Source organism: Staphylococcus saprophyticus subsp. saprophyticus ATCC 15305 = NCTC 7292, from assembly GCF_000010125.1.
GTDB lineage: Bacteria > Bacillota > Bacilli > Staphylococcales > Staphylococcaceae > Staphylococcus > Staphylococcus saprophyticus.
Window position 1 is genome coordinate 376,461 of record NC_007350.1, and the last position, 23,996, is coordinate 400,456.

General features: G+C 32.0%; 20 protein-coding genes and 1 pseudogene. 16 read left to right on the top strand and 5 right to left on the bottom strand.

Annotation, left to right across the window (positions count from 1 at the left end; all coding sequences use genetic code 11):
• Positions 1-10 precede the first annotated feature (10 nt).
• Positions 11-919 (bottom strand): annotated as a pseudogene (locus tag SSP_RS01670) (DMT family transporter).
• A 103-nt stretch (positions 920-1,022) separates the two neighbouring features.
• Between SSP_RS01670 and SSP_RS01675 the strand changes: the two are divergent.
• Positions 1,023-1,904 carry an AraC family transcriptional regulator gene (locus SSP_RS01675; protein ID WP_011302323.1) on the top strand — a complete coding sequence of 294 codons (882 nt, stop codon included), beginning with the start codon at positions 1,023-1,025 and terminating at the stop codon, positions 1,902-1,904.
• Positions 1,905-2,076: 172 nt separating this feature from the next.
• Here the strand turns inward: SSP_RS01675 and SSP_RS01680 are convergent, their stop codons facing one another.
• The gene (locus SSP_RS01680; RefSeq protein WP_011302324.1) at positions 2,077-3,234 is read right to left on the bottom strand and encodes an ArgE/DapE family deacylase; all 1,158 of its coding nucleotides are present in this window, start codon (positions 3,232-3,234) and stop codon (positions 2,077-2,079) included.
• A gap of 195 nt (positions 3,235-3,429) precedes the next feature.
• Positions 3,430-3,759, bottom strand: a complete 330-nt coding sequence (locus tag SSP_RS01685; RefSeq protein WP_011302325.1) for a hypothetical protein — start codon at positions 3,757-3,759, stop codon at positions 3,430-3,432.
• A gap of 435 nt (positions 3,760-4,194) precedes the next feature.
• Between SSP_RS01685 and pgsB the strand changes: the two genes are divergently transcribed.
• Genes pgsB through SSP_RS01705 form a run of 5 tightly spaced genes read left to right on the top strand, consistent with a single transcriptional unit; the run spans position 4,195 to position 8,635 of the window.
• Positions 4,195-5,352, top strand: a complete 1,158-nt coding sequence (gene pgsB, locus SSP_RS01690) for a poly-gamma-glutamate synthase PgsB (protein ID WP_011302326.1) — start codon at positions 4,195-4,197, stop codon at positions 5,350-5,352.
• Position 5,353: 1 nt separating this feature from the next.
• Positions 5,354-5,806, top strand: coding sequence for a poly-gamma-glutamate biosynthesis protein PgsC (pgsC, locus tag SSP_RS01695; RefSeq protein WP_002482307.1), 453 nt, complete (start codon positions 5,354-5,356; stop codon positions 5,804-5,806).
• A gap of 15 nt (positions 5,807-5,821) precedes the next feature.
• Complete coding sequence (locus tag SSP_RS01700; protein WP_011302327.1) at positions 5,822-6,892, top strand: CapA family protein; 1,071 nt, start codon at positions 5,822-5,824, stop codon at positions 6,890-6,892.
• Positions 6,882-7,040: a hypothetical protein gene (locus SSP_RS13070; protein ID WP_011302328.1), complete on the top strand. Its 159-nt coding sequence runs from the start codon at positions 6,882-6,884 to the stop codon at positions 7,038-7,040. Before SSP_RS01700 ends, SSP_RS13070 begins: the two co-directional genes overlap by 11 nt.
• A 2-nt stretch (positions 7,041-7,042) precedes the next feature.
• Entirely contained in the window at positions 7,043-8,635 is a 1,593-nt protein-coding gene (locus tag SSP_RS01705) for a gamma-glutamyltransferase (protein ID WP_011302329.1), read from the top strand.
• Between the two features lie 258 nt (positions 8,636-8,893).
• On the opposite strand, the gene SSP_RS01710 is transcribed toward SSP_RS01705, so the two are convergent.
• Complete coding sequence (locus SSP_RS01710) at positions 8,894-10,231, bottom strand: aspartate aminotransferase family protein (RefSeq protein ID WP_011302330.1); 1,338 nt, start codon at positions 10,229-10,231, stop codon at positions 8,894-8,896.
• Between the two features lie 509 nt (positions 10,232-10,740).
• Between SSP_RS01710 and SSP_RS01715 the strand changes: the two genes are divergently transcribed.
• The 7 genes from SSP_RS01715 to SSP_RS01745 all read left to right on the top strand — a co-directional run bounded on the left by SSP_RS01715 (position 10,741) and on the right by SSP_RS01745 (position 19,071).
• A complete protein-coding gene (locus SSP_RS01715; protein ID WP_011302331.1) occupies positions 10,741-11,457 on the top strand; it encodes a D-ribitol-5-phosphate cytidylyltransferase in 717 nt (238 codons plus the stop codon).
• Positions 11,450-12,478: an alcohol dehydrogenase catalytic domain-containing protein gene (locus SSP_RS01720; RefSeq protein ID WP_011302332.1), complete on the top strand. Its 1,029-nt coding sequence runs from the start codon at positions 11,450-11,452 to the stop codon at positions 12,476-12,478. Before SSP_RS01715 ends, SSP_RS01720 begins: the two co-directional genes overlap by 8 nt.
• A gap of 75 nt (positions 12,479-12,553) precedes the next feature.
• The gene (tarL, locus tag SSP_RS01725) at positions 12,554-14,242 is read left to right on the top strand and encodes a teichoic acid ribitol-phosphate polymerase TarL (RefSeq protein WP_011302333.1); all 1,689 of its coding nucleotides are present in this window, start codon (positions 12,554-12,556) and stop codon (positions 14,240-14,242) included.
• Positions 14,243-14,392: 150 nt separating this feature from the next.
• Positions 14,393-16,117, top strand: a complete 1,725-nt coding sequence (locus SSP_RS01730) for a glycosyltransferase family 2 protein (RefSeq protein ID WP_011302334.1) — start codon at positions 14,393-14,395, stop codon at positions 16,115-16,117.
• A gap of 184 nt (positions 16,118-16,301) precedes the next feature.
• The gene (locus SSP_RS01735; protein ID WP_002482316.1) at positions 16,302-16,886 is read left to right on the top strand and encodes an MptD family putative ECF transporter S component; all 585 of its coding nucleotides are present in this window, start codon (positions 16,302-16,304) and stop codon (positions 16,884-16,886) included.
• A 1-nt stretch (position 16,887) separates the two neighbouring features.
• Positions 16,888-17,607 carry an energy-coupling factor transporter transmembrane component T gene (locus tag SSP_RS01740; protein WP_011302335.1) on the top strand — a complete coding sequence of 240 codons (720 nt, stop codon included), beginning with the start codon at positions 16,888-16,890 and terminating at the stop codon, positions 17,605-17,607.
• A gap of 9 nt (positions 17,608-17,616) precedes the next feature.
• Entirely contained in the window at positions 17,617-19,071 is a 1,455-nt protein-coding gene (locus SSP_RS01745) for an ABC transporter ATP-binding protein (protein WP_011302336.1), read from the top strand.
• Positions 19,072-19,193: 122 nt separating this feature from the next.
• On the opposite strand, the gene SSP_RS01755 is transcribed toward SSP_RS01745, so the two are convergent.
• Entirely contained in the window at positions 19,194-21,266 is a 2,073-nt protein-coding gene (locus SSP_RS01755; protein ID WP_011302337.1) for a helix-turn-helix domain-containing protein, read from the bottom strand.
• A gap of 337 nt (positions 21,267-21,603) precedes the next feature.
• On the opposite strand from SSP_RS01755, the gene SSP_RS01760 reads away from it, so the two are divergent.
• From SSP_RS01760 to SSP_RS01775, 3 genes are all read left to right on the top strand, one after another.
• On the top strand, positions 21,604-22,620 hold the full coding sequence (locus SSP_RS01760) for a substrate-binding domain-containing protein (protein ID WP_011302338.1): 1,017 nt from the start codon (positions 21,604-21,606) through the stop codon (positions 22,618-22,620).
• 84 nt (positions 22,621-22,704) lie between these two features.
• A complete protein-coding gene (locus SSP_RS13330) occupies positions 22,705-22,959 on the top strand; it encodes a hypothetical protein (RefSeq protein WP_011302339.1) in 255 nt (84 codons plus the stop codon).
• The gene (locus SSP_RS01775; protein ID WP_011302340.1) at positions 22,914-23,996 is read left to right on the top strand and encodes an MFS transporter; all 1,083 of its coding nucleotides are present in this window, start codon (positions 22,914-22,916) and stop codon (positions 23,994-23,996) included. The genes SSP_RS13330 and SSP_RS01775 overlap by 46 nt, the downstream gene beginning before the upstream one ends.

The window sequence follows — 23,996 nt, forward strand, 5'->3', positions numbered from 1 at the left end:
CAATACATATTTATCGTTCTTTATCCTTTTTTAAAGAAAGTGCTAATATCAGAATAATAATGAGCACGATGCCTAATAGTTGAAATGGTAGGAAAACAACTTTTAACCAAAGTGCGCTCGCAACAATTGCCATTACAGGTTCTATTGTCCCAAAAAGTGTAGTTTCTTTGGCAGATAAATAATTTAAACTTTTAATAAAGAAGAAAAATGCCATTGCAGTACCTAAAATAATGCCAAAGGCTAAATACAAAATCACACTTATATCTATTTGAGACATAGTGAATTGCCAAATAGGTGCTTTGAAATTCATTAAGATACCAGAAATGAGCATTGCCCAACCAACGACGAGTATTGCTGGAAATTTGGATAATAGATTACTGGCATAAATAGTATAGAAGGCTTACGATAAACCAGAGATGATACCCCAAATCATACTCGAGCTTGAAACCATTAAACTGTCAAGGGAACCATTGGCTAATAATAAGAATGTTCCTGTGAGTGTTAATAATATTGCAATAACATCAAATAATTTAAAGGTTTCTTTTTTGCGTATGATAAACCACAAAGTAATATAAACAGGTGCAATGTATTGTAATAAGGTAGCAATGGCAGCATTACCATAGTTAATTGATGCCATGTAAGCATATTGAACAAGTAGCATACCTAAAGTTGAAAATATAAGTAACTGTATTGTATTCGTTACATTACGAAATACTATAAATATGGACTGCCTAGGGTTAAGTATTTTAAATATTGTTAATAGTAGCAAGCCACTGATTAAGAGTCGTGCAGTAACGTACCAGTTGATGTCGATATTTTGATGTTTAAATAAATAATCAGAAACTGTGCCACCTAAACCCCAAAAAGATGCGCCTAATATTGCCAATATAATGCCGAGAAAACGAGATTGTTGTTTCATTTTATCACCTACGATGTATTAATATATTAAAATATAACGCACTTAATATTGATATAATACAAATAAATGGTTTAAAATTATCAATATATTGAGGTGATAGGCTATGTATAAAGGGATAATTATTGAAGATAATGGAGAAGAGCGCATTCAATACCCTGATGAATATTGGCGACATATTGTGTTGAAAACAAGGTTAGATCAAGCGTTTATGGAACAGATACCCATACACTGGCACAGTGCATTGCAATTTGTGTTTGTATTACGTGGTAAATTGACTATTCGCATTAGTGACAAAAACATCGTGTTAAATACAGGTGATGGCATATTTATTAATTCGAATGTTGTGCACGAGATACAGGGGCTTGAACATATAAGTGAGTTTTATTGTTGGAATATTGAAATACCAAATATTTCGAGTTATATGGAGTATAAATATTTAAGTTATATATCACAACAAGCTGAAATGGTACCTTATATATATTTATCTCACAAAAATTTGAGTCATCATGCATTACTAGCATGTATTGAAAGCGTTGGTACAATATATCAGAAACAAGAGGCATATTTTCAGCTGGATATCATGACCTATTTTTATAAGATAGTGAAATGGCTCATGCAATATATGAAACAACAACCTACGGAATTAACATACCATTTTGATTATAGAGTAAAGCAAATGATGTCTTATATACATAAACATTTTCAAGATAAAATCACTCTAGGACATCTGAGTCAAAATATTTATTTAAGCGAAGCTGAAGCGATAAGATTATTTAAAAAATATGTAAAACAAACGCCATTTGAATATCTGTTGAGATACAGACTAGAACAAAGTAAATCTATCCTCGATAAAGATAGGTTATCTACTATTACAGAAATAGCTATGGCTTGTGGATTCTCAACTACGAGTTATTTTATAAAAGTATTTAAAGCACGCTACGGTATGACGCCAAAGCAATACCAAAAATATCATCATACAAATTAACCGCATCAAATATGCAAACAGAAAATATTTACATAAATAATATACGCGCTACAAAATAGACACTGATAAGTGAAAATTTGTAGCGCGTATATTGCTGTTACGACTTTTGCAGAAGTGTCGTTTTTATAAAGTGTATTATAAAAGTTGAGTAATTGGATTACTTGTTAATAAATTATTTCATGCTTTTTAAATAAGTAGGGAAAAATTCTGTATATAAATCTATAAATGTAAGATAAACATCTTTTTCAACATATTCATCAACTTGGTGTGCTTGATGTATTAATCCAGGTCCATACATAATGAATGAAAAGTCTTCATCTTTATCGACTAATAAATCGGATGCATCGGTTACACCAGGTGATGCTTCAAGAGGTAAATCGGAATTTAAATATTTTTCACCCAAATCATGCGCTAATGAAGCTAATTTATTTTCACCTGTCGTATATACAGGAGGTCTAGACATATAAGTGTCAATTTCTATATCTGTTTTATCGGTTTCAACCTGCTTCAAAATTTCATTAAAATAAGTGATGAATTGGTCATTATCATGTTCTGGAATCGTACGTATATTGAATTCAGATTCGGCATGCTCTGGAATTGAATTCACTTGATTACCACCATTGAAAATAGTCGCGTTCATTAGTACATCACCTAATAAATCGTTACGTTTATTGAAACTTTTAAAGCCTTCATCCGCTTTGTAAACAAATTTTACGAGTGGTGAAATGGCATTGAAACCAAGTTGTGGCATTGAACTATGTGATGCTTTACCTCTGGAAATAACACGGATATCCATCGAACCCTTATGTGCATAGATGATGCGGTCTTGTGAAGATTCAGCAATGACAAGTGCTTCTACATCTGTCATGTAACCTTGTTCTTGGAAAGCTTTAGCCCCTTCGCCAACAATCTCTTCACCTGCAGTGGCGAGTAAACGGATTCTACCATATTCTAATAAACCTTGATCATGAATATCAATAAGGCTCAATACTAAAGCGGCTAAACCTGATTTCATATCTGCAGCACCACGACCGTGTAATTTGCCGTCAACTTCAGTTAATTTGAATGGATCATATGTCCATTTTTTAATATCGCCTTCTGAGACAACATCCATATGTCCTGAAATACCTAAGACTGGTCCTGATTCACCAATTTCAGCAACTAGATTGGCACGCGTGTCATTGATTTTAACAATCTTAGCATCAATATTGTGTTGCGATAGTAAGTCTTTTAAATACATACAAACTTCCATTTCATTGTCATTAACTGATTTAATCGCAACTAAATCTTCTAGAATTTGAACTTTTTCAGCTTCTGTAAATTTACTCATAATTAAAAACCCCTTTTTAATAAATAAACAATTTATGTGAGTCATTTTAATTATATCGAATATATTAAAGATGGCATCGCATAAATTCAGAAAGGGAAGGTATTTGCATTTGAATGTTCAACTTGAATATTGGATATAATGACGTATTAAATCAAAAAGGGCTTTCAATCATTGTTATATATAGAAATAAAAAAATCATACATGGTTTTTAGAAATTGAATTATCTAAAGACCATGTATGGTGAGCGTCTTGTATAGAAGACAGTTTATTTGAAGTTGTATCGATACTAGATTGTGAAATTTTTGGAACACTATCTGAAGGAGATGCATTTGATTCTAATGATTTTGAAGTATTGTTAATATAGTCTACATTTTCAATATTTTTTGTGTTATCCGTATCTAGCACAGAACCTCTCATATCATTTCCTTGAAAACTACCAACTAGAATCATAATTAGATAGCTACAACAAATAATTACAACTACTGCAAGATAAATTGAAACTACTAATTTAACTGACTTACTCATAAACTGCCTCCTAATCATTTATTCGTATATGTCTTAATACATACAAGATAACATTTGATTTTTAATATCATGTAAAGTTGAAGTAAATATTATATTTTTGTTTTCTGAAAAACGTTTGAGATGAGTAAAAATATTTTTAAAAAATAATAAAAAAAATATTTGCTTTTAAAAAATTAAAACATTGTTATGATAGGATTTGTTGATTGAAAAAAATTCTTTTTTACATGTATTGTAAATGCGAATTTACATTTAATTAACACTTAGTTCAAAGTGTTTATATTAAATCAATAACTCCGTGTTAGGATGGCTTTATTGAATGGTGAAGAATATACATAGTCTCATACATCTTATGTATAGTGTGGTTGACTCATGTGCTTTGCCTTTAAGCATTTATACATAAAATTTAATAGTCTGAAGTGAAAAGAGGGACAAAATTTGCTACTAATCATTATTTGTGTAGGTTTGATTCTATGGTTAGGAATTGTTGAGAAAAGACAGCATTCTGATAGATTAGAAAAAATTCCTATACGCATCAATATAAATGGTATTAGAGGTAAATCAACAATTACAAGATTGATTTATAGTATTTTACGCGAAGATCAATATCGTGTAATAGGCAAGACAACAGGTACAGACGCTCGTATGATGTATTGGTTTACACCGAGAGAGTATCCAGTTTATAGAAAGCCTCAAGGCGCTAATATTGGTGAACAACGCGACATTATAAAGAAGGTTGTTAAACAAAAGGCGAACGCGCTTGTAAATGAGTGTATGGCAGTGAATCCTGATTATCAGATAACCTTTCAAAAAGAATTGGTTAAAGCTAATATTGGCGTTATCGTTAATGTCATGGAAGATCACATGGATGTCTTAGGACCTACTTTAGACGAGGTAGCTGAAGCATTTACAGCGACAATTCCTTACAAAGGTCATCTTATCGTAATGAAGGATGATTACACCGACTTTTTTGCTAAAGTAGCCAAAAGACGTAAGACTAAATTAATTGTCGTTAATAAAGAAGAAGTGCCTGAATCATTCTTAAGGAAATTTGGGTATATTGTGTTTCCAGATAATGTTGCAATTGCAATGGGTGTGGCTGAAGCACTTGGCATCGACAGAGATATTGCGTTACAAGGCATGTTAAATGCACCACCAGATGTCGGCGCAGTGGAAGTGAAATACTATAATGCGAATAATTCAACAAATGTTTATGTAAATGCATTTGCTGCCAATGAACCGCAGTCTACAAAAGCAATTTTAAACAAGGTTGAAACGTATAATTACCCTTACAATAAAATTGTTCTTATATTAAATTGTCGTTCAGACAGAATTGATAGAACGAGACAGTTCTGTGAAGACTTTATTACGGATGTTGAATTCGATACATTGATATGTACAGGAAAGAGTACACAGATGGTAACGGACGTAATGAAAGGATTGCCCGAGAAGAAATATTTAAACTTTGAAGGTAAAGACATAAAAGAGGTTGAACGCGCAGTTTATAATGAATCTCAAAATGCCTTGATGTTCTGTGTAGGGAATATTCACGGACCAGGTAAACAAATAGCAGAGTATATAGAAGGGATCAAATAATATGATAGGTTCAGAGTTATATTTTTCATTATTTGTAGGCATCGTATTAAGTTTAATATTTGCCGAAAAATTTGGTATCAGTCCTGCTGGTTTAGTAGTACCAGGATATTTAGCATTAATATTTGATCAGCCGATCATGTTATTATCCGTACTGATTATTAGTTGTATTACATACTTCATCGTTAACCATGGTATTAGTCGTATCGTTATATTATATGGACGTAGAAAATTTGCGGCGATGATACTAACCGGTATGGTGTTGAAATTTGTTTTTGATTTAATTTATCCGTTAAGTCCATTTCAAATGGTAGAGATGTCAGGCATTGGCGTTGTAATACCGGGCATCATAGCTAATACGATTCAAAAACAAGGTGTCATAATTACTTTGTCAACTTGTATGTTACTCACATGTATTACATATGTCATCTTATTCTTTTACAGCTTTATCAACTAGTAAGGAGCTTGGATTATGAAGAATTCTAAAAAATTTTCAATGGAAGAACGCATACTAAAGTGGACGAAGCGGCATAAAAAAAGGAATTCAATATACACCGGTATTATCTTCGTTGTAGCATTGATACTTTTAGTATTTGCCATGACTTCACAAAAAATAGAACCAGTAAAAGCAATAGGAAAAGCACCAAATGAGATAAGTATGACATATCTAGGAAACATTGAATTAAATAATCATATCAGAAAGAACAATCTTAATGATGCTTTTGCATCCATTAAAGAGATCTTAAAGGGAAGTGATTATTCTACTGCGAGTTTAGAAATGACGAAGTTCTCAGATGACAGGAAAACGAATATATCCAAAAACTTGGAAAATGTATTGTTCTTAAAGGGACTCAATTTAAAAAGTTTGAATGTAATCAATCAAGTTACCGATAATATTACGGCACGTGATTTTATGAAATCAGTAGAAGCTCAAACTGGATATAATTATCTTACTGGAAATGGTTCAAATCCGATAAATAGTAAGACTGTACAACAAACTATAAAGGGTAAAAAAATTGCCAATGTTTCATTTACAGATGTTGAGTCGAATTACACGGATACATTGAAAAATACAACATCAGTTAGTTTAGAACCCAGTATTTATATGCCATTAATTAAAAAATTAAAAGAGAATAACGATTATGTCGTTGTGAATGTTGATTGGGGGATTACCGATGAACGTTCAGTGACGACTAGACAACGAGAGTATGCACATTCATTATCTGAAGCTGGTGCTGATGTGATTATCGGCCATAATTCGGTTGTTCAAGAAATTGAAAAATATAAAAATACAGATATTTTTTACAGCTTAGGCAATACGACATCCGAAGATTTCTTATCAAAAAATAAACAAGGTCTAGCAGTTCAGCAAACTTGGAATGGTAAACAATCTAAATTTATGATTACACCAATTAAATCTCAAGGTGGTAAAGTAACGAAGTCATCACCAAATGTAGTAGAAGAGAGAAAGTTATTGAACAATATAGAAAGTAAAAACTTAGATCTTAAAAAAGAGAATGGAGGCTACGTTTATGAACATTAAACAACATTGGATAAGTATTACAATCATTTCAATCGTATTGGTTATTTTTCTTTTAATTGTATTTGCTAGAGCGAATGAAGGCTTAGATCAATATGAAAAAAATGAACTGAAGACTTCTCATCACCAATATTTGTCTAAAGGAGCTTAAGTATGAGTATTTACAATAAGAAATCGCTCATCGTAATATTACTCCTAACAATCATTATTTCGTTTATCTTTTTTATGATTACAAAAAAAGATAATTACGATAAAGATGATTTATATGAGAATAAAATAGCTGATCATAACCAAGATAAGTCAGATAAAAATTACGGTGTCGCTTCAAATAATCCAATTGCTACGCGCGTTGGTGAAAAAATATTAAAAGATGGTGGTAACGCCGTAGATGCATCCATGGGTGTTTCTTATGCTTTAGCTATAACAGAACCGCATTCATCCGGTTTAGGTGGTGGCGGTGCCATGTTATCTTATGATGGTCAAGAGAACGTTGCACCAAAACAATGGCAATATAAAGATATTTCGTCATTTAACTTTAAACAAAAAGATGAAATCGGTACACCTGGTTTTGTTCGAGGCATACATGATGCACATAAAGAAGCAGGGAAAATGGATGAAAAGAAAATCCTGAATTACGTTATTCCTTTAGCTGAAGATGGTTTTGAAGTAGATTCAGAACTCGAGCGAAGTCTAAAATTATACGGTTCAGACATCGATAGAAATTCACCGTTTTTTGATGGAAAACAAACGAAAAGAGAAGGCGATGTTGTTAAACAACCAGCTCTAGCTTCTACTATCAAAGGGATTAGAGACAAAGGACCAGATTATTTCTATGATAAAATTGGTAAAAGTGTTTCTAAACAAGTAGATGATGAAATTAATGAGAAAGATTTTGAAAGTTATAAAACAGAGAAGAAAGAACCTGTAGGTACAGATTATTTGAATAATAAAGTTTACTCTGCGTCTAACCCACTTGGTGGTACATTAATGCTTCAAGGATTGGAAATAGATGAAGCTACTGATAACCAAGCAGCACCAGATAATCGTCTAGATTACATAACAGGTATCTTAAAATCTAGAGCATTGATGTATAGAAATAGAGATATTATCAATGGACAAGATGAAGATTATGATGAATATTTATCACAAGATTATTTACTCGGTAGACTAAACGAGGTTAACTTTAATAGTAACTTTAATACGAATAATGTTGATAATACGAGCACAACGCATTTTGTTGTCATAGATAAAGATGGAAAATTAACAAGTACTACCAATACACTCGCGAGTTTCTTTGGATCTGGTAAATTCATGAAAGAGGGATTCTATATGAATAACTCTTTAAGTAACTTCTCATCGAATCCAGCCAGTCCTAACTATGGTGGTAAACACAAAGAACCGAGATCATTTACTGCACCAAGTATTGTTGTAGGCCCTGATTATTATATGGGTATAGGAACACCGGGTGGTAATAAAATACCAACAACACTGAATGAAGTACTGGTAGATTATTTAAGAGGCGATGGCACGCTACAAGAGTCTATAGATAAACCGCGTTTTTACAACGATGGTGGAAAAATATTCTATGAAAATGCAACTAGTAAACAAGATGTAGATATATTCAAAAGTTTAGGATTCGAAATTGAAGAAAAACGCAATGATCCAAACTTTGGTAGTGTCCAAGCTGCACTTTACAATAAAAATGATAAAACAGTAGAAATAGGACAAGATGTTGGTAATAGATAATCCATATATCGTCATACAAAGGGGTATGAAACGTAATATATAATTCAAAACAAGGAAGCGTGACAGAAATCAAATTTTCTAATTGCGATTTCGTAGTCCCATCCCTATTCAACGCAATCATCTACTTCACAAATGAACAAGAGTCTGAGACATCTATTTATGTCCCAGACTCTTGTTTTTTTAATTATACTGTAGTTTTAAAAACTAACTTTTGTTGTTTATTTAAATTCAAGAAGGTTGTCATAGTTTACTCATTTATTACCAACCCTGACCTGCAGTGTCGTAGTTATCTAGTTTACCCGATTCAAAATCTGATATCGCTGCTTCCAAAACGTTAAGCGCAGTGTCCAGTTGCTCATAGGTAATGACAAGTGGTGGTTGAAAGCGTAGTACATTGCCTGCTACTGCAATAATGACAACACCATTATCAAAGCAACGGTTACAAATTTTTAATGCTGCTTCTGATGCGCGTGTTTTATTAATTTTATCAGAAACGATATCAATACCAATGGATAATCCTTTTCCTCTAACGTTACCCACAGTATTGAATTGTTCTGTCCAAGCATCAATACGTTTGCGCACATAATTACCTTTATCTGTACTTGCTTGTAATAAATTCTGGTCTTCAATCATGGCGATGGTTGCTAATGCTGCTTCACAACTCACTGGATTAGCCCCCGTGGTAAAGAGATGTGCAGGTGCTTCTAAATAATCCATGATTTCTGAACGCCCTACGATTGCAGACATTGGTAAACCGCCTGCCAATGATTTACCGAATGTAATCAAATCAGGTTCAATATTGTAATGTGAGACAGAACTCCAGCTACCTGTGCGTCCTAATCCTTGTTGAATATCGTCAACAGCAAGTAAGATACCGTGTTCTTTACATAAGTCTTGTAAGGCTTCGAAATAGCCATCTACTGGTTCGAGCAAACCACCATCGCCTTGTATTGTTTCAATCATGATGCAGGCCACTTCTTCTGCAGGTACATATTTTTCAAACATTTCTTTAAGTGGTGCTAGATATTCGGAAACGGTATTGGGCTGGTTGCTGCCAAACATTCCACGATAATTGTCTGGAAAAGGAATATGATAAAAACCAGGCAACATTGGACCATAATATTTACGCATATTTAAGCTAATAGCAGACATTGAAAGTGAACCATAGGTTGAACCATGGTATGCATTTACAAAGCTGATGATATAAGGTCTGCCGGTGTAAGCACGTGCTAATTTGATAATACCATCATTGGCATCTGATCCAGATAGTCCAAATAAGACACGTTTTTCATATTGGCCGGGTGAAATTTCACATAATTTTTTTGCTAATTTAACTAAGGGTTCATGATACATGTAAGCAGGGGTATAGTGAATGAACTGGTCTACTTGTGCCTTAATTGCTTCAGTGACTTGTTCAGGTGCATGTCCAACATTCTGTGAACTTGCACTTGATAATAAATCAATATATGTATTGCCCTCAACATCAACAAGTGTCGCACCATATCCATGAGAAATTGCTAAAGGATAATATTTGATGCGTCCTGGTTTTGCGAAGTATTGACTGTCCTCATTTATAAGTTGCTCTGATTTGTTCATAATTTGTGCCTCCCAATGATTGAAAATAAGATAGTGCGCATGATTGATGCAGATTTGGATTGAAAATAGTGATTGGCACTCTATTAATTGCTAGTGTATTTCTAAATAGAAATGATTACTATACGCCACAGTGCATGCATTATGACATCTCCCAAATAATCGTTGATACGTATGAATATACTAAGAAAATTTAGAATTGTAAATATATTCTGAAAAATTAAAATTGAATAACGCTCATTATGTGTAATTTGACACAAATATTCTGTGGATGAAATTAATCCTGAAAATATTGTATCTAATAAGTAGCATTGATTTGAGAAATGGTTGGACACTGTGAAAAATGTAATAAGTAGAAAAAGTGAGGGATAATTGGTAATATTGTTCTTATAAAATAATATTTTTATCTATAACAAAATTCAGGAAATATATATAGCGTTAATTAAACATGAAAATAAATAGTAATGAAGTTGAACAGCAGTATGAGTTAGAACTTTAATGGAGGAATGTATATGATTTATGCAGGTATATTAGCGGGTGGCATTGGCTCAAGAATGGGCAACGTACCACTACCAAAACAATTTTTAGATTTAGATGGAAAACCTATCTTAGTACATACGGTTGAGAAGTTTTTATTAACAAGTGAATTCGATAAGATATTTATCGCGACACCTCAAAAATGGATTTCTCACACAAAGGATACATTACGTAAGCATCACATTACAGATGACAGAATTGAAGTTGTTCAAGGTGGTTCTGATCGTAATGAAACAATTATGAATATTATTAGTGCAGCAGAAAAAGAAAATGGTATTTCTGATGATGATGTTATTATAACGCATGATGCGGTACGACCATTTTTAACACGCAGAATAATTAAAGAAAATATTGAAAGTGTCCTAAAATATGGTGCAGTAGATACTGTTATTACAGCAACTGATACGATTATCACATCGGCAGATGGTGATTCAATTCAATCGATACCGGTGAGAAGTGAGATGTATCAAGGACAAACGCCGCAATCTTTCAATGTAAATCTATTGAGAAATAGCTACAATGATTTATCTGATGAAGATAAACAAATCATGACAGATGCATGTAAGATTTTAGTTGTAGCAGGTAAACAAGTGAAATTGGTAATGGGAGAATTATATAACATTAAAATAACGACACCTTATGATCTTAAAGTGGCAAACTCAATCATAAAAGGTGGGATGTTGAGTGATTAATCAAGTTTATCAACTCGTTGCGCCAAGACAATTTGAAGTAACCTATAATAATGAAGATATTAAAAGTAACAAAGTGATTGTCAGACCGTTGTATTTGTCTATCTGTGCTGCTGATCAAAGATATTATACAGGTAGTAGAAATGAAAAAGTTTTGAAAAAGAAATTACCTATGTCATTAATTCATGAAGGTGTTGGCGAAGTCGTCTATGACAGTAAAGGTGAATATGAAATTGGTACAAGGGTCATTATGGTTCCTAACACACCAGTTGAAAAAGATGATGTTATAGCAGAAAACTATTTACCTAGTAGTAAATTTAGATCTAGTGGCTTCGATGGATTTATGCAAGATTACGTATTTATGGATCACGATCGCGTCGTTGAAATAGATGACAGTATTGAAGATTTAAGTACGATTGCTTATTCAGAGTTAGTAAGTGTAAGTTGGCACGCATTACAAAGATTTGAACGTAAATCAATTTCCAATAAAAATAGTTTTGGTATATGGGGAGATGGGAATTTAGGTTATATTACAGCTATTTTGTTAAGTAAATTGTATCCTCAAGCTAAAATTTATGTGTTTGGTAAAACAGATTATAAATTAAGTCATTTTTCGTTTGTGGAGCACATCTATCATATTGATGAAGTACCTGCAAATGTCACGTTTGATCATGCTTTTGAGTGCGTGGGTGGCAAAGGTAGCCAATCCGCAGTTAACCAGATTATTGACTTAGTATCACCTGAAGGAACGATTAGTTTACTTGGTGTCAGTGAATATCCAATTGAAGTCAATACACGTTTAGTACTTGAAAAAGGTTTGACGATGTTTGGTAGTAGTAGAAGTGGCGCACAAGACTTTAGAGAAATTGCTGAATTTTATAAAAATAATCCAGATGTTGTAGAAAAATTAGCGCTCCTTAAAGGTAATGAGTTTGATGTCAAAACAATCAACGATGCGGTCAATGCATTTGAAACAGATTTATCCACTTCATGGGGTAAAACGGTTATCAAATGGACAATGTAAATTTGTAAGGCATTTTCGCTTTTTTAATTAGTAATAAAAACCTATCAACTTGAATGAAGAGAGGATTTTTTAAAATTGAGTAAATCTAAAATAATAATTGATAATATATATTGGGAAAGAATTCAATTATTTATTGAAGGTCATGTTGAAGATATAAAGCTTAATAAGAAAAACTTTGTATTGAGAAATTTGACTGAAACCAAAGAACTAAAAGCAAACGATGTGAAAGTAGAAGGCAAACAATTTAAGGCACGTTTTAATGTTGCCATATTAGATGACGGTAATTATCTACCATCAGGTGAGTACTTAATTGTTTATAAAGGTGATTTTGATTATATTGCCAATATAAATGAAACATTGTTAGATCCCAATAATTATGAATTAGAAGAAACAGCACTCGAACAGTATAGCGATGAAATGACTCAAAATGGCAAAAATAATTTATTATTAGACCACTTTACATTTACCTTTAAAAAGGGAGGTAATTCATCTAAAACAGAATATACTGTAAAGCCTATGATTTCGAGTGAAGTGAACGAATTTGTATTGAATATTATATTTAAAGCACCTATGCCTAAAATGAATCCAGTTAAGAAAAGGATTACAGACCTTAAACTAAAATATAATAAATATTCATTTAATGTCCGTAACTTCATCTTTCAGTCTATTTTCAAGATTACTAAATTTTTCCATCTGAAAAAGGGGAATACAGTACTTTTCACTTCTGATTCTAGAGCCGAAATGTCAGGTAATTTTGAGTATGTTTACAATGAAATGTTACGTCAAAATTTAGATAAAAAATATAAAATACATGCATTGTTTAAATCTAATATATCTGTACGACGTAATTTTATCGATAAATTTAAATTTCCGTATTTATTAGGTAAAGCAGACTACATATTTGTAGATGATTTCCATCCATTACTTTATACTGTGAAATTTAGAAAGAGTCAGGAAATTATTCAAGTATGGCATGCAGTAGGCGCATTTAAAACAGTAGGCTATAGCCGTACTGGTAAAAAAGGCGGACCATTTTTTAACTCAGTAAACCATAGGAATTACACCAAAGCATTTGTATCATCAGAAACGGATATTCCATTTTATGGTGAGGCGTTTGGTATAAAAGAACAAAATATTATTCCAACTGGCGTACCAAGAACGGATATATTATTTGATCAAGACTATGAAAAAGCCATTGTTGCAGATATGGAAGAAGCACTTCCAATTGTTAAAGGAAAGCAAGTGATATTATTTGCACCGACATTTAGAGGGAGTGGCCATCATACTGCGCATTATCCGTTTTTCAAAATTGATTTTGCAAGATTTGCACGTTATTGCCGTGAGAATAATGCAATTGTGCTATTCAAGATGCATCCGTTTGTTAAAAATAAATTGAATATTCCTAGAGAATATCAAGAATACTTTGTAGATGTATCTGATTTTAGAGAAGTGAATGATATTTTGTTTATTACGGATATCTTAATTAGTGATTATTCATCACTTGTATATGAATTTGCTGTATTTAAACGACCAATGTTATTTTATGCATTTGATTTAGAAGATTACATCACATCACGTGATTTTTATGAACCATATGAAACATTTGTACCTGGTAAAATCGTTGAATCGTTTAACGATTTAATTGTAGCATTGGATCAAAAAGATTTTGACGTTGAAAAAGTTGAGCCATTTTTAGATAAACATTTTAAATATCAAGATGGACGTTCAAGTGAACGTTTAGTAAGAAACGTTTTTGGCAGCTAAATTAAGTGAATAGAAATACCAATTAAAACATAATGAGTTAACTACAAAAATATATATTCAGCGTTAGATATAGAACGGGATCCTGTAATTGTGATTGCCGAACGGCTGATATTGATTTGTACTTAACTCATTTTTACAAGGTGGAGTATAATGAAATTTTCAATTATAGTACCAAGTTACAATTCAGAAAAATATATAGCAGAACTTTTAAACAGTTTACAAAATCAAAGTTATGATAAAAAAGATTTTGAAGTTATTTTGGTAGATGATTGTTCATCAGATAATACTTTAAATGTGGTAGAAGCTTATAAAAATAAATTAAATTTGATAATAAAACAACTTGATACAAATTCAGGCGGACCAGGTAAACCTAGAAATACGGCTTTACAATTAGCGCAAGGTGAATATGTATTTTTCGTAGATTCAGATGATTACATTAATAAAGATACATTAAAAGATGTGTCGAAATTTGTTGATCAAAATCATGCAGATGTGGTCTTGGTGAAAATGGAAGGCGTGAATGGTCGTGGTGTACCGAAATCCATGTTTAAAGAAACGAGTGATGCAGTCACATTAGCCAATTCTAGAATTATTTATACACTTAGCCCAACTAAGTTCTATAGAACCTCATTATTACGTGATCACGCAATCGAATTTCCAGAGGACTTAAGAAGTGCAGAAGATCAATTATTTACAATGAAGGCATATGTCAATGCGAAACGAATTGCTGTACTTGCAGATAAGCCTTACTATTATGCAACTAAACGTGAGGGAGAACATATGAGTTCTGCGTATGTCTCACCCGAAGATTTTTATAAAGTGATGTCATTAATTACTGAAGAAATATTAAACAGCCCATTAGAAAATAAAAATGAAGTGCTAGGATATTTTATAGATAGACATTTCTCATTCTCTAGAACAAATAACTTTTCTCTTAAAATTGCAGATGATAAAAAAGAAGCGTGGATGGATGCGTTAGGAGATTTTATTCAAAAAGTACCAACAGTTGTAGATGAATTAGTGAATGATTCATTCAAACCGTTATTACATTACGCTCGTCTAAAAGACATGAAGCATTACCAAATGGTAGAAGAAAGTTATAAAAATGGGAAGTTTCATAGCTACAGTGCTCAAGAAGGAACGTTAAAAATACAATTTGATGAAGGTGAACCGTATTTTGTCTTCAAAAAATTAGTGAAGCCTGATATTAGAATGTCACATTTCGAATTTAACGATCAAGGTTTTGAACTGGAGTTAGAATTTATTAGTTCTATTATTAATCCCAACCATGTTGCTTCAATGATTCAACTCAAATTATTATCACGTAATAAAAAAGAATTTATTTATATACCTTTAACTATGAATGATCAGACTAGATTTAAGTTTAAGGCAGATTTAAATGATTTGATGCCTTATCTCATAAAAGAAAAAGTCTGGGATGCACATCTAGAGATGCGTGTGGATAATATGACCATTGAGAAACGTATTGGCAATAAACGTGTTAAGTACCCGTATAGTAAGGAAACGAGCACAATTACCCAATATAACAATCAGTATTATCGATTTACACCATATTTTACGAAAGACTTCGATAATTTATCATTTTATATAACGAGCAACAAATTAAATGAAATGTTAGCTGTTGAAATTAAGGACAAACAGACAATACAACTACGCAGCTTAGAATTTAACTATATTCTATCTGAAGGGATGACAGCTGTCATCTTACCTCATATGTTTACGTATGGTTATTTAACGTCTGTGACCACAAAAGACACACTTACTTATCATCTGTCTGTTGGAGAAAAAGTGAAAGATAAAGATTTGAAAAAGAACTTCAAAATTGAAACGCCCCATTTAGTTTTAAAATACTAGTTGGTATATAATAGTAAGTGAGTTAAAGAAATATTAGCTGACTTACTATTTTTTTAATCGAATGTTATTGATAATGATTTTCAATTATAGTACGTTTGAAATGAATGATTTTTATATCTTAATTTAATAATAATTAATTTATATATAGATTGTCTTTTAGATTCATGTGAAGAGGGAGTTACCGATGACAAAAAGTAAAATAGATGTTAAAGATTTAATTAATATAGGACTCTTTACGGCAGTATACTTCATTTTTATAGCACCACCGGGTATTTTAGGTATTATACCTATCTTTATGTTGTTACTTCCTGCAATGATAGGGCTAGTAGGTGGCATACCTGTGATGTTACTTATTACCAAAACGCAGAAATTTGGTGCATTAACGATTTGTGGTGTTGTCGTAAGTTTATTATTAGCAATCATGGGGCATCCTTGGATGGCTTTGATTTTAAGCGTGCCAGTGATTGTGATTGCAGATATGGTTATGGCGATGGGCCAATATAAAAGTTGGAAATTAAATAGTATAGGTTATATTATTTTTTCATTTTGGCCAATAGGTAATTTACTACCGTTTTATTTTATGAGAAATTCATATTTAGCTTTTATTCAAGACAAATATGGTACAGATTATGAAGCGACAGTAGAAGGATTGTTTTCTATTGGTATGATTCCCATTATTCTTATCACTACAATTATTGGTGCTTGGATAGGTGCATACATTGCTAAAGGCATTTTGAAAAAGCATTTTAAGCGGGCAGGTATTATATAAAATGTATAATCAAGTATTAAGTCAAAATCATATATTTAACTTTGATCCAAGGATAAAAATTGGACTCATGCTAATTATTTCACTCATTTCACTAACAGGTGGCGTAACGGGTCAGGGCATATTTATCAGATTGATTATAATGGTGATTCCCGTCTTATTATTGATTGTGATAGGGAAATATAAGATTGGCATTGCCTGTATTGTGCTAACCGTAGCTGCTTGGTATGGTGAAGCATTTGTGTCTATTGAACAAAGCCAAGTTGCAACATTACTCGTGTTTGTACCTTCTGGAATTATTACAAGATTTTTGCCTTCTTTAGCCATGGGTTACTATATATTTAAGACAACACAAGTAGAAGTGCTTATTTTAGGTTTAGAACGCATGAAGTTATCTAGAAAAATAACTATCCCAATTGCTGTTATGTTTAGATTTATACCCACAATAAGAATGGAATCAGCATCCATTAAGGATGCAATGAAAATAAGAGGGATTTCTTTACGGTTTGCGTTTAAAAAACCAATGCAATATATCGAGTATCGTATTGTACCTTTATTAAATAGTGTGATTAAAATAGGGAATGAATTGACTATCGCATCCATTACTCGTGGATTGAATTTGACACATAAAAGAAGTTCTATTGTGACGTTGAAAATACGTTGGCTTGATTGGTTATTCATAGTTGGCACACTGCTTTTATGTATAACTTACTATATAGTGTGAGGTTAAAATATGATTCAATTTGAAAATGTATCATTTAATTATGACAATAGCGAAAAAATCTTAAACGATATAAACCTTACTATTAATGATAGTGAGGTTATTTGTTTAACTGGTGCATCAGGTTGCGGTAAAACCACCATAACACGATTATTGAACGGGACGATACCACACTTCTTTCATGGAGAGATAGATGGTCGTATCATTGTGAATGGTAAAGACATTACTAAACAATCTATTTATGAGGTTTCACAAGTAAGTGGCTCAGTCTTTCAAAATCCACGCTCACAATTTTTCTGCTTAAATACAACAAGTGAACTTGCTTTTGAGCCTGAGAATTTTGGTGTGGAGCCAAACGAAATTAATACACAAATTGCTAACAGCGCCTATGAATTTAATATTGAACATTTATTGGATAGAGGTATATTTAATCTTTCTGGTGGAGAAAAACAGTTAATAGCATGTACGACGATTCAAGTGAGTGGTCACGATATCATTATTTTAGATGAACCTTCATCAAATTTAGATTTCAAAACAATCAGCAAACTGCGAAAAATGTTAAATATATGGAAGCAAGAAGGTAAAACCATTATTATAGCTGAACACCGTTTGCATTATTTAATGGATGTTGTTGATCGCTTTATCATATTGGCACAAGGTACAATGCGTAAACAATATGACAAGGATACATTTAATAAACTGAGTCATGAAACATTGGCAGAGTTAGGATTGAGAACAACACATTTAGATAAAATGAAACCTAAAGTTCATCACAATGTCGCATGTGGTACGTTAACGTTGAAAGATTTTAATTTTAAATATAAACCTAGATTACCTTTATCAATTAATATACCTAAAATTGAACTAAATAAAGGTAAAGTGACAGCAGTTATAGGGCATAACGGTTCGGGAAAATCTACATTTGCACGATGCTTAACAGGTGTGGAACGTAAATTCAAAGGGAAAGTTGATAATGATGAAGTTACTTTGAAGCGGGGACATAGATTAAACAATGTCTATTTGGTGTTTCAAGATGTAAATAATCAACTTTTTGCAGAAAGTGTTGGTGAAGAATTACGTTTAAGTCATGCTGATTTAGATGACGAAACAATTCAAAAACAGTTACAATATTATGGTATTTCTCAGCACATTGAACGGCATCCTTTATCATTATCAGGAGGAGAGAAACAACGTTTGGCTATTGCAAGTGCAGTAGAAACAAGCCGTGATATACTTATTTTTGATGAACCATCAAGTGGTTTAGATGGTCAGCGTATGCGAGAAATTAGTGGAATCATCGACGATTTAGCAACTAATGGGCATACCATTATAGTGATCACTCATGACTATGAACTATTACTATCGTGTGCCGATGAAATCTTACATTTAGAAAATGGGCACGTTAAAGATCAATATACAATGAATGATGCAATTTTAGGGAAATTACAATCATTTTTTGAAATATAAAGTTATTGAGTGCATGGATAAAGTAGCGCATATGAACGACTAGGATATAAAGAGAATATTAGGGCTAGCGCGCATGCAAAAGAACCTGAGGCATAAATGGATGTCTCAGGTTCTTTTTTGATTTAATTGATAGAAATCATAATGTTAAGTAAAGCAGATTTTGTTAGCTTGAAAATCAAAGGATCTTTAAAATAATGCATTGTTAATTTTAAACGTGGATAATTCGTTCTGTTTATTTGTTTTAATAGTGATTTATCTATATAGGTTTGGTTTATATTTTGAGGTATTAAATTGTTAATCAGACCATATTCACTATTGATTAAACTAGAAAATATTGGAAATGACTTAATGAAATGATGATTGATATTAACTGAAATCGTTGATTCGCTAAGATTATTAAAAAGTAATATATGATAGTGTGTTTTGGTTTTTGTGACGATAGCATAAGGCAGTGTTGTAATTGGTTGCTTATAATAAGGTGATAACAAACCGTAAATATGAACCACTGGCATAGCACTTTGATATTGATTGAACAACATGATGCGATCATAATCATCAGAATAGTAAGGATAGCCAAATCCTCCAATAAGTTGATTAAATTCAATAAGAAATTGAGTTATTGCGACATGTGTTTCTTGTTTAGAGTAGTGATAGCAACTTTTTATTGCACTATGGGTAAGGTGATTGAATATCAATTTTTTAGCATGCTTAGAACCTAAACTGTGAATAAACAATACGATACGTGCTTTTAAATCAAGGTCCTGTTGTATAGGTGAAATTTTTTGTGTGATTAACTCTGCTAAAGATATTAAATCTAAGTTAATAAAATATAAATCAGTTTCTAACAATGACATAAAGCGACGAATTTGTAGTATATTAGCACTGTTTTCAATAATCTTATCAATTATCACACCAATTTTTATTTGTGGGTAAGACTGTTTGATATTGTTAATCGATTCAGTCATCGACTTAGCTTCATTAAAAGTTAAATCTAACTGTAATGTAATATGATTTAAGTTATTTTTTAATTCAAGCAATAATTTACGCAAAAAAGTACTAGATTGATTTGTTAAAAATTTAGACGTAATTTTAAGCGTAATGTGATAATTTCTATCAATGAGTTGGTGTATAGATGTTAATACTTGTTGTAATTTAAAGGCATTTAAATGAATGATTTGCGTATCTAATATAGATATATTTACTTTTGGAAATACAAGGATATCATTTTGTTCTGAAATCATAGCATCAAAGTGTACTAAGTCATCAAGTCTTTCTAATTGTATGAATGTATGAGGTTCATTAAAAGTATCGCTAAAAGATAATGTTGATAAGTTGAGTGTCTTTGCAATGTGGTCTACACGTTTAGCTGACTTTTGGATTTGTGCAAAATAGTGAATCGTTTTAGCTTGATCTATATCAATTTGTTTAGGCTCGTTATAGTATTCTTGCCTAAAATTATAAATATATTTTTTGGGTGGCATCTGAATGTAATGTTTGAAATGTTTTGAATACGTACTTACATTTGTAAATTGATATTTGATAGCCACATCATAAATACTTTGATCATTTTGTATTAAATCAAATAATGATAAAGCAATTCTTAATGAAGTAGTGTAATGCTTAAAGTTCATATTTAGAATACTGGAAAATAATATTGAGATATATGATTGTGAAATATAAAATGCTTTAGATACATTCTTCGTACTTATTTTATGATAGATATTGTTATGTATATATTCAGTTATTTGCTGCAATAGCGGATGTTTGGTATTAAGTGGTGGAATATAAACTGTATTTAAGGTTACTTTAGCTTCTTTAATTAAAAAGTCAATGATATTTGAAATATAAAGACTTGCAGTGTTTTCATCTTGTAAGGGTAAGTGCAAATTCTCTAGTATTAAATTTCTAAACTGTTCTACAAGTTTGATGTGATTGAAATCAAAGTAAGAGGTTGAAAGACAGGTATCTTTTTCAAAAAATAATTGTAAAGGCAAACTTAGTTCTACTAAATCTTGTACATCGAACATTTGAAATAGATCAGCGTTGTTAATGATGATCCCGTCTTCAATGGTAATCGTTGATCCATTTAAATTGATTTTACAAGGTTTATTTAAGGGGAGTAGTATAATAACTTTGTTTATACATCTTTTTAATTCAGTTGTGTAATGATTTCTAATTGATAAGGAACTAATCACAAATATCACCTTTGCCTAGATAAATAACGATTGATTTAGATAATAATATTATTATTGTACAACTTCATTGTTTGAAAATGTTGAATATCTAAATTTATTAATATAAAGACTATTTGAAATAATTAATGAGGGGTGAATTTATTTATATTTTAGATTTTGTACAGATGGTATTAAAAAGTTGGGGTGTTGGATTAATAAAAAGATGTCTAAGAAAACTTGAAGCGAGGAAATTCAAAATTTGTTTGGTAGCGCTTGCAAAAACAAAGATTAGTTCTTATAATGTATATATTGACTTGTAAAAGTCTACAGTATAACTTAAACGTTTAAGGTGAGAGAGATGAAAAATAATAAACCTACTTTGCATGACGTAGCTCGTGTGGCCGGTGTATCCATTGCCACAGTATCAAACGTGTTGAACAATAAAAGTTCTGAATTAAGTGATAAAACCAAAGATAAGGTGCTAAATGCCATAGAAACATTGAACTATGAACCTAATCAATTTGCTAGGGGATTAAAGACAGGACGTTCCAATATTATTGCATTTATTGTCCCAGACCAAAATCCTTTTTTTACAGAAGTGTTAACTGAGATAAGCCACGAGTGTCAAAAACATCATCTACATGTTGCCGTTGCATCTTCAGAAGAAAATGAAGACAAACAACAAGATTTAATAGAAACATTTGTATCACAAAATGTAAGCGCTATTATACTTGTGCCAGTGAAATCAAAATTTCAAATGAAGCGTGAGTGGTTGAAAATACCGATAATGACGTTGGACAGAGAGCTTGAATCTACAAGCCTACCGTCTATAACCGTTGATAATGAAGAAGCGGCTTATATTGCAACAAAACGTGTTTTAGAAAGTACATGTAAAGAAGTGGGCTTACTACTTGCGAATCCTAATATTAGCACTACAATCGGCAGGAAAAATGGCTATAATAAGGCTATTTCCGAGTTTGATTTAAATGTTAATCCGTCATTAATTCATTATAGTGATCAACAATTAGGGACAAATGCTCAAATCTATAGTGGTTACGAAGCTACGAAGACTTTGCTAAGTAAAGGGATTAAAGGAATTGTTGCTACGAATCATTTATTACTGTTAGGCGCGTTACAAGCCATAAAAGAAAGTGAAAAAGAAATTAAAAAAGATGTTATTATCGTGGGTTTTGATGATAGTTATTGGAATGAAATTTATACACCTAAACTTACAGTAATATCTCAACCAGTTAAAGAAATGGGTCAGGTTGCAGCAAAAATGATTTATAAATTGATTAAAGGTAAGGATGTAACGTCAATCAAACTATCGACAAAATTGATTATCCGTGAATCGTGTTCATTTAATAAAACTTAAAAAATCCATGACTATATGGGTTTTTATTGAATTTAACTTAAACGTTTAAGTAAAAGATGGTTAATCATAAAGGGGGAAATTAATTTGGATACTTCAAGTAATAGCGTGAGAGAAAAGACTTGGATGGGAGTACCGAGAATCATATTTGCAGCGCTCATTGCAATATTCATTTTCATGACAGGTGATGGCATCGAACAAGCATTTTTATCAAAAAACATTGTTGATTTAGGTTTTTCAAGCGGACAAGCATCACTTGTATTCACAGTATATGGTGTCATGGTAGTCGTCGGTTCATGGTTAGCGCAGTTTTATCAGATGTCTATGGTCCGAGAAAAGTGATGGTTCTAGGAACAGTTATTTGGTTAGTATTTCACATATTATTTTTAGTTTTTGGGCTTGGTTTAGAAAATTACAGTATGATGTTGCTCATGTACGGTATTAGAGGATTAGGTTATCCTTTATTTTTATATGGATTTTTAGTGTGGGTAACATATATTACGAATAAAGCGCGGTTGGCAACTGCTATAGGTTGGTTCTGGGCAATGTTCTCAGTAGGTATGGGTGTGATTGGTACATATTTACCAAGCTTTACTATCCCTCATATAGGATTTATGGGCACACTTTGGATGTCTGTCATCTGGATCGGGGTAGGTGGATTAATTGCATTCTATGTCGTTGGCAAGAGAAATATTAAACCTAATGTGGATAAGCCTATTAAAGAAAGATATGTAAAAGTACTTAAAGAAGTGGGGATTGTCTATAAAAATCCAGATATTATTAAAGTGTTTGTAGTTAGGATTATTAATCAGCTTTCTCTATTTGGATTAGTCGTTATTTCCCCTGTTTTATTTACAGATACGATTGGTTTTACAATGCAACAATGGCTATGGACATGGGGAACGATGCATATTACTTGTATTGTAGGAGATGTCGTATGGGGTATTGTAGCGGATAAGATTGGATGGAAACGCCAAGTCATGTTATTTGGTTGTATAGGATGTGGCATTACAACGTTACTTTTCTATTATTTACCAATATTGAGTGGAGATATATTTGCTATTGCTATTTTATGTGCAGTGTTATTTGGTATTACGCAGTCAGCATTTGTTCCAATTTTTGCAATTTTTACTGCATTAGAACCTGAACATATTGGTGCAACGTTATCATCACATAATTTAGCTGCAGGTTTGAGTAATTTTGCTGCACCAGCCATTGCAACACTGTTCTTACCAATATTTAATGAAGTTGGTGTCGTATGGGCATTTGCAATTTGTTATTTCGTGGGTGCAGTGATTACTTACTTTATAAAAGTACATCAACCGGGTATAGATGATCGTAAAGTAACTGAAATGAATAAACAAACACAAACTAATTAG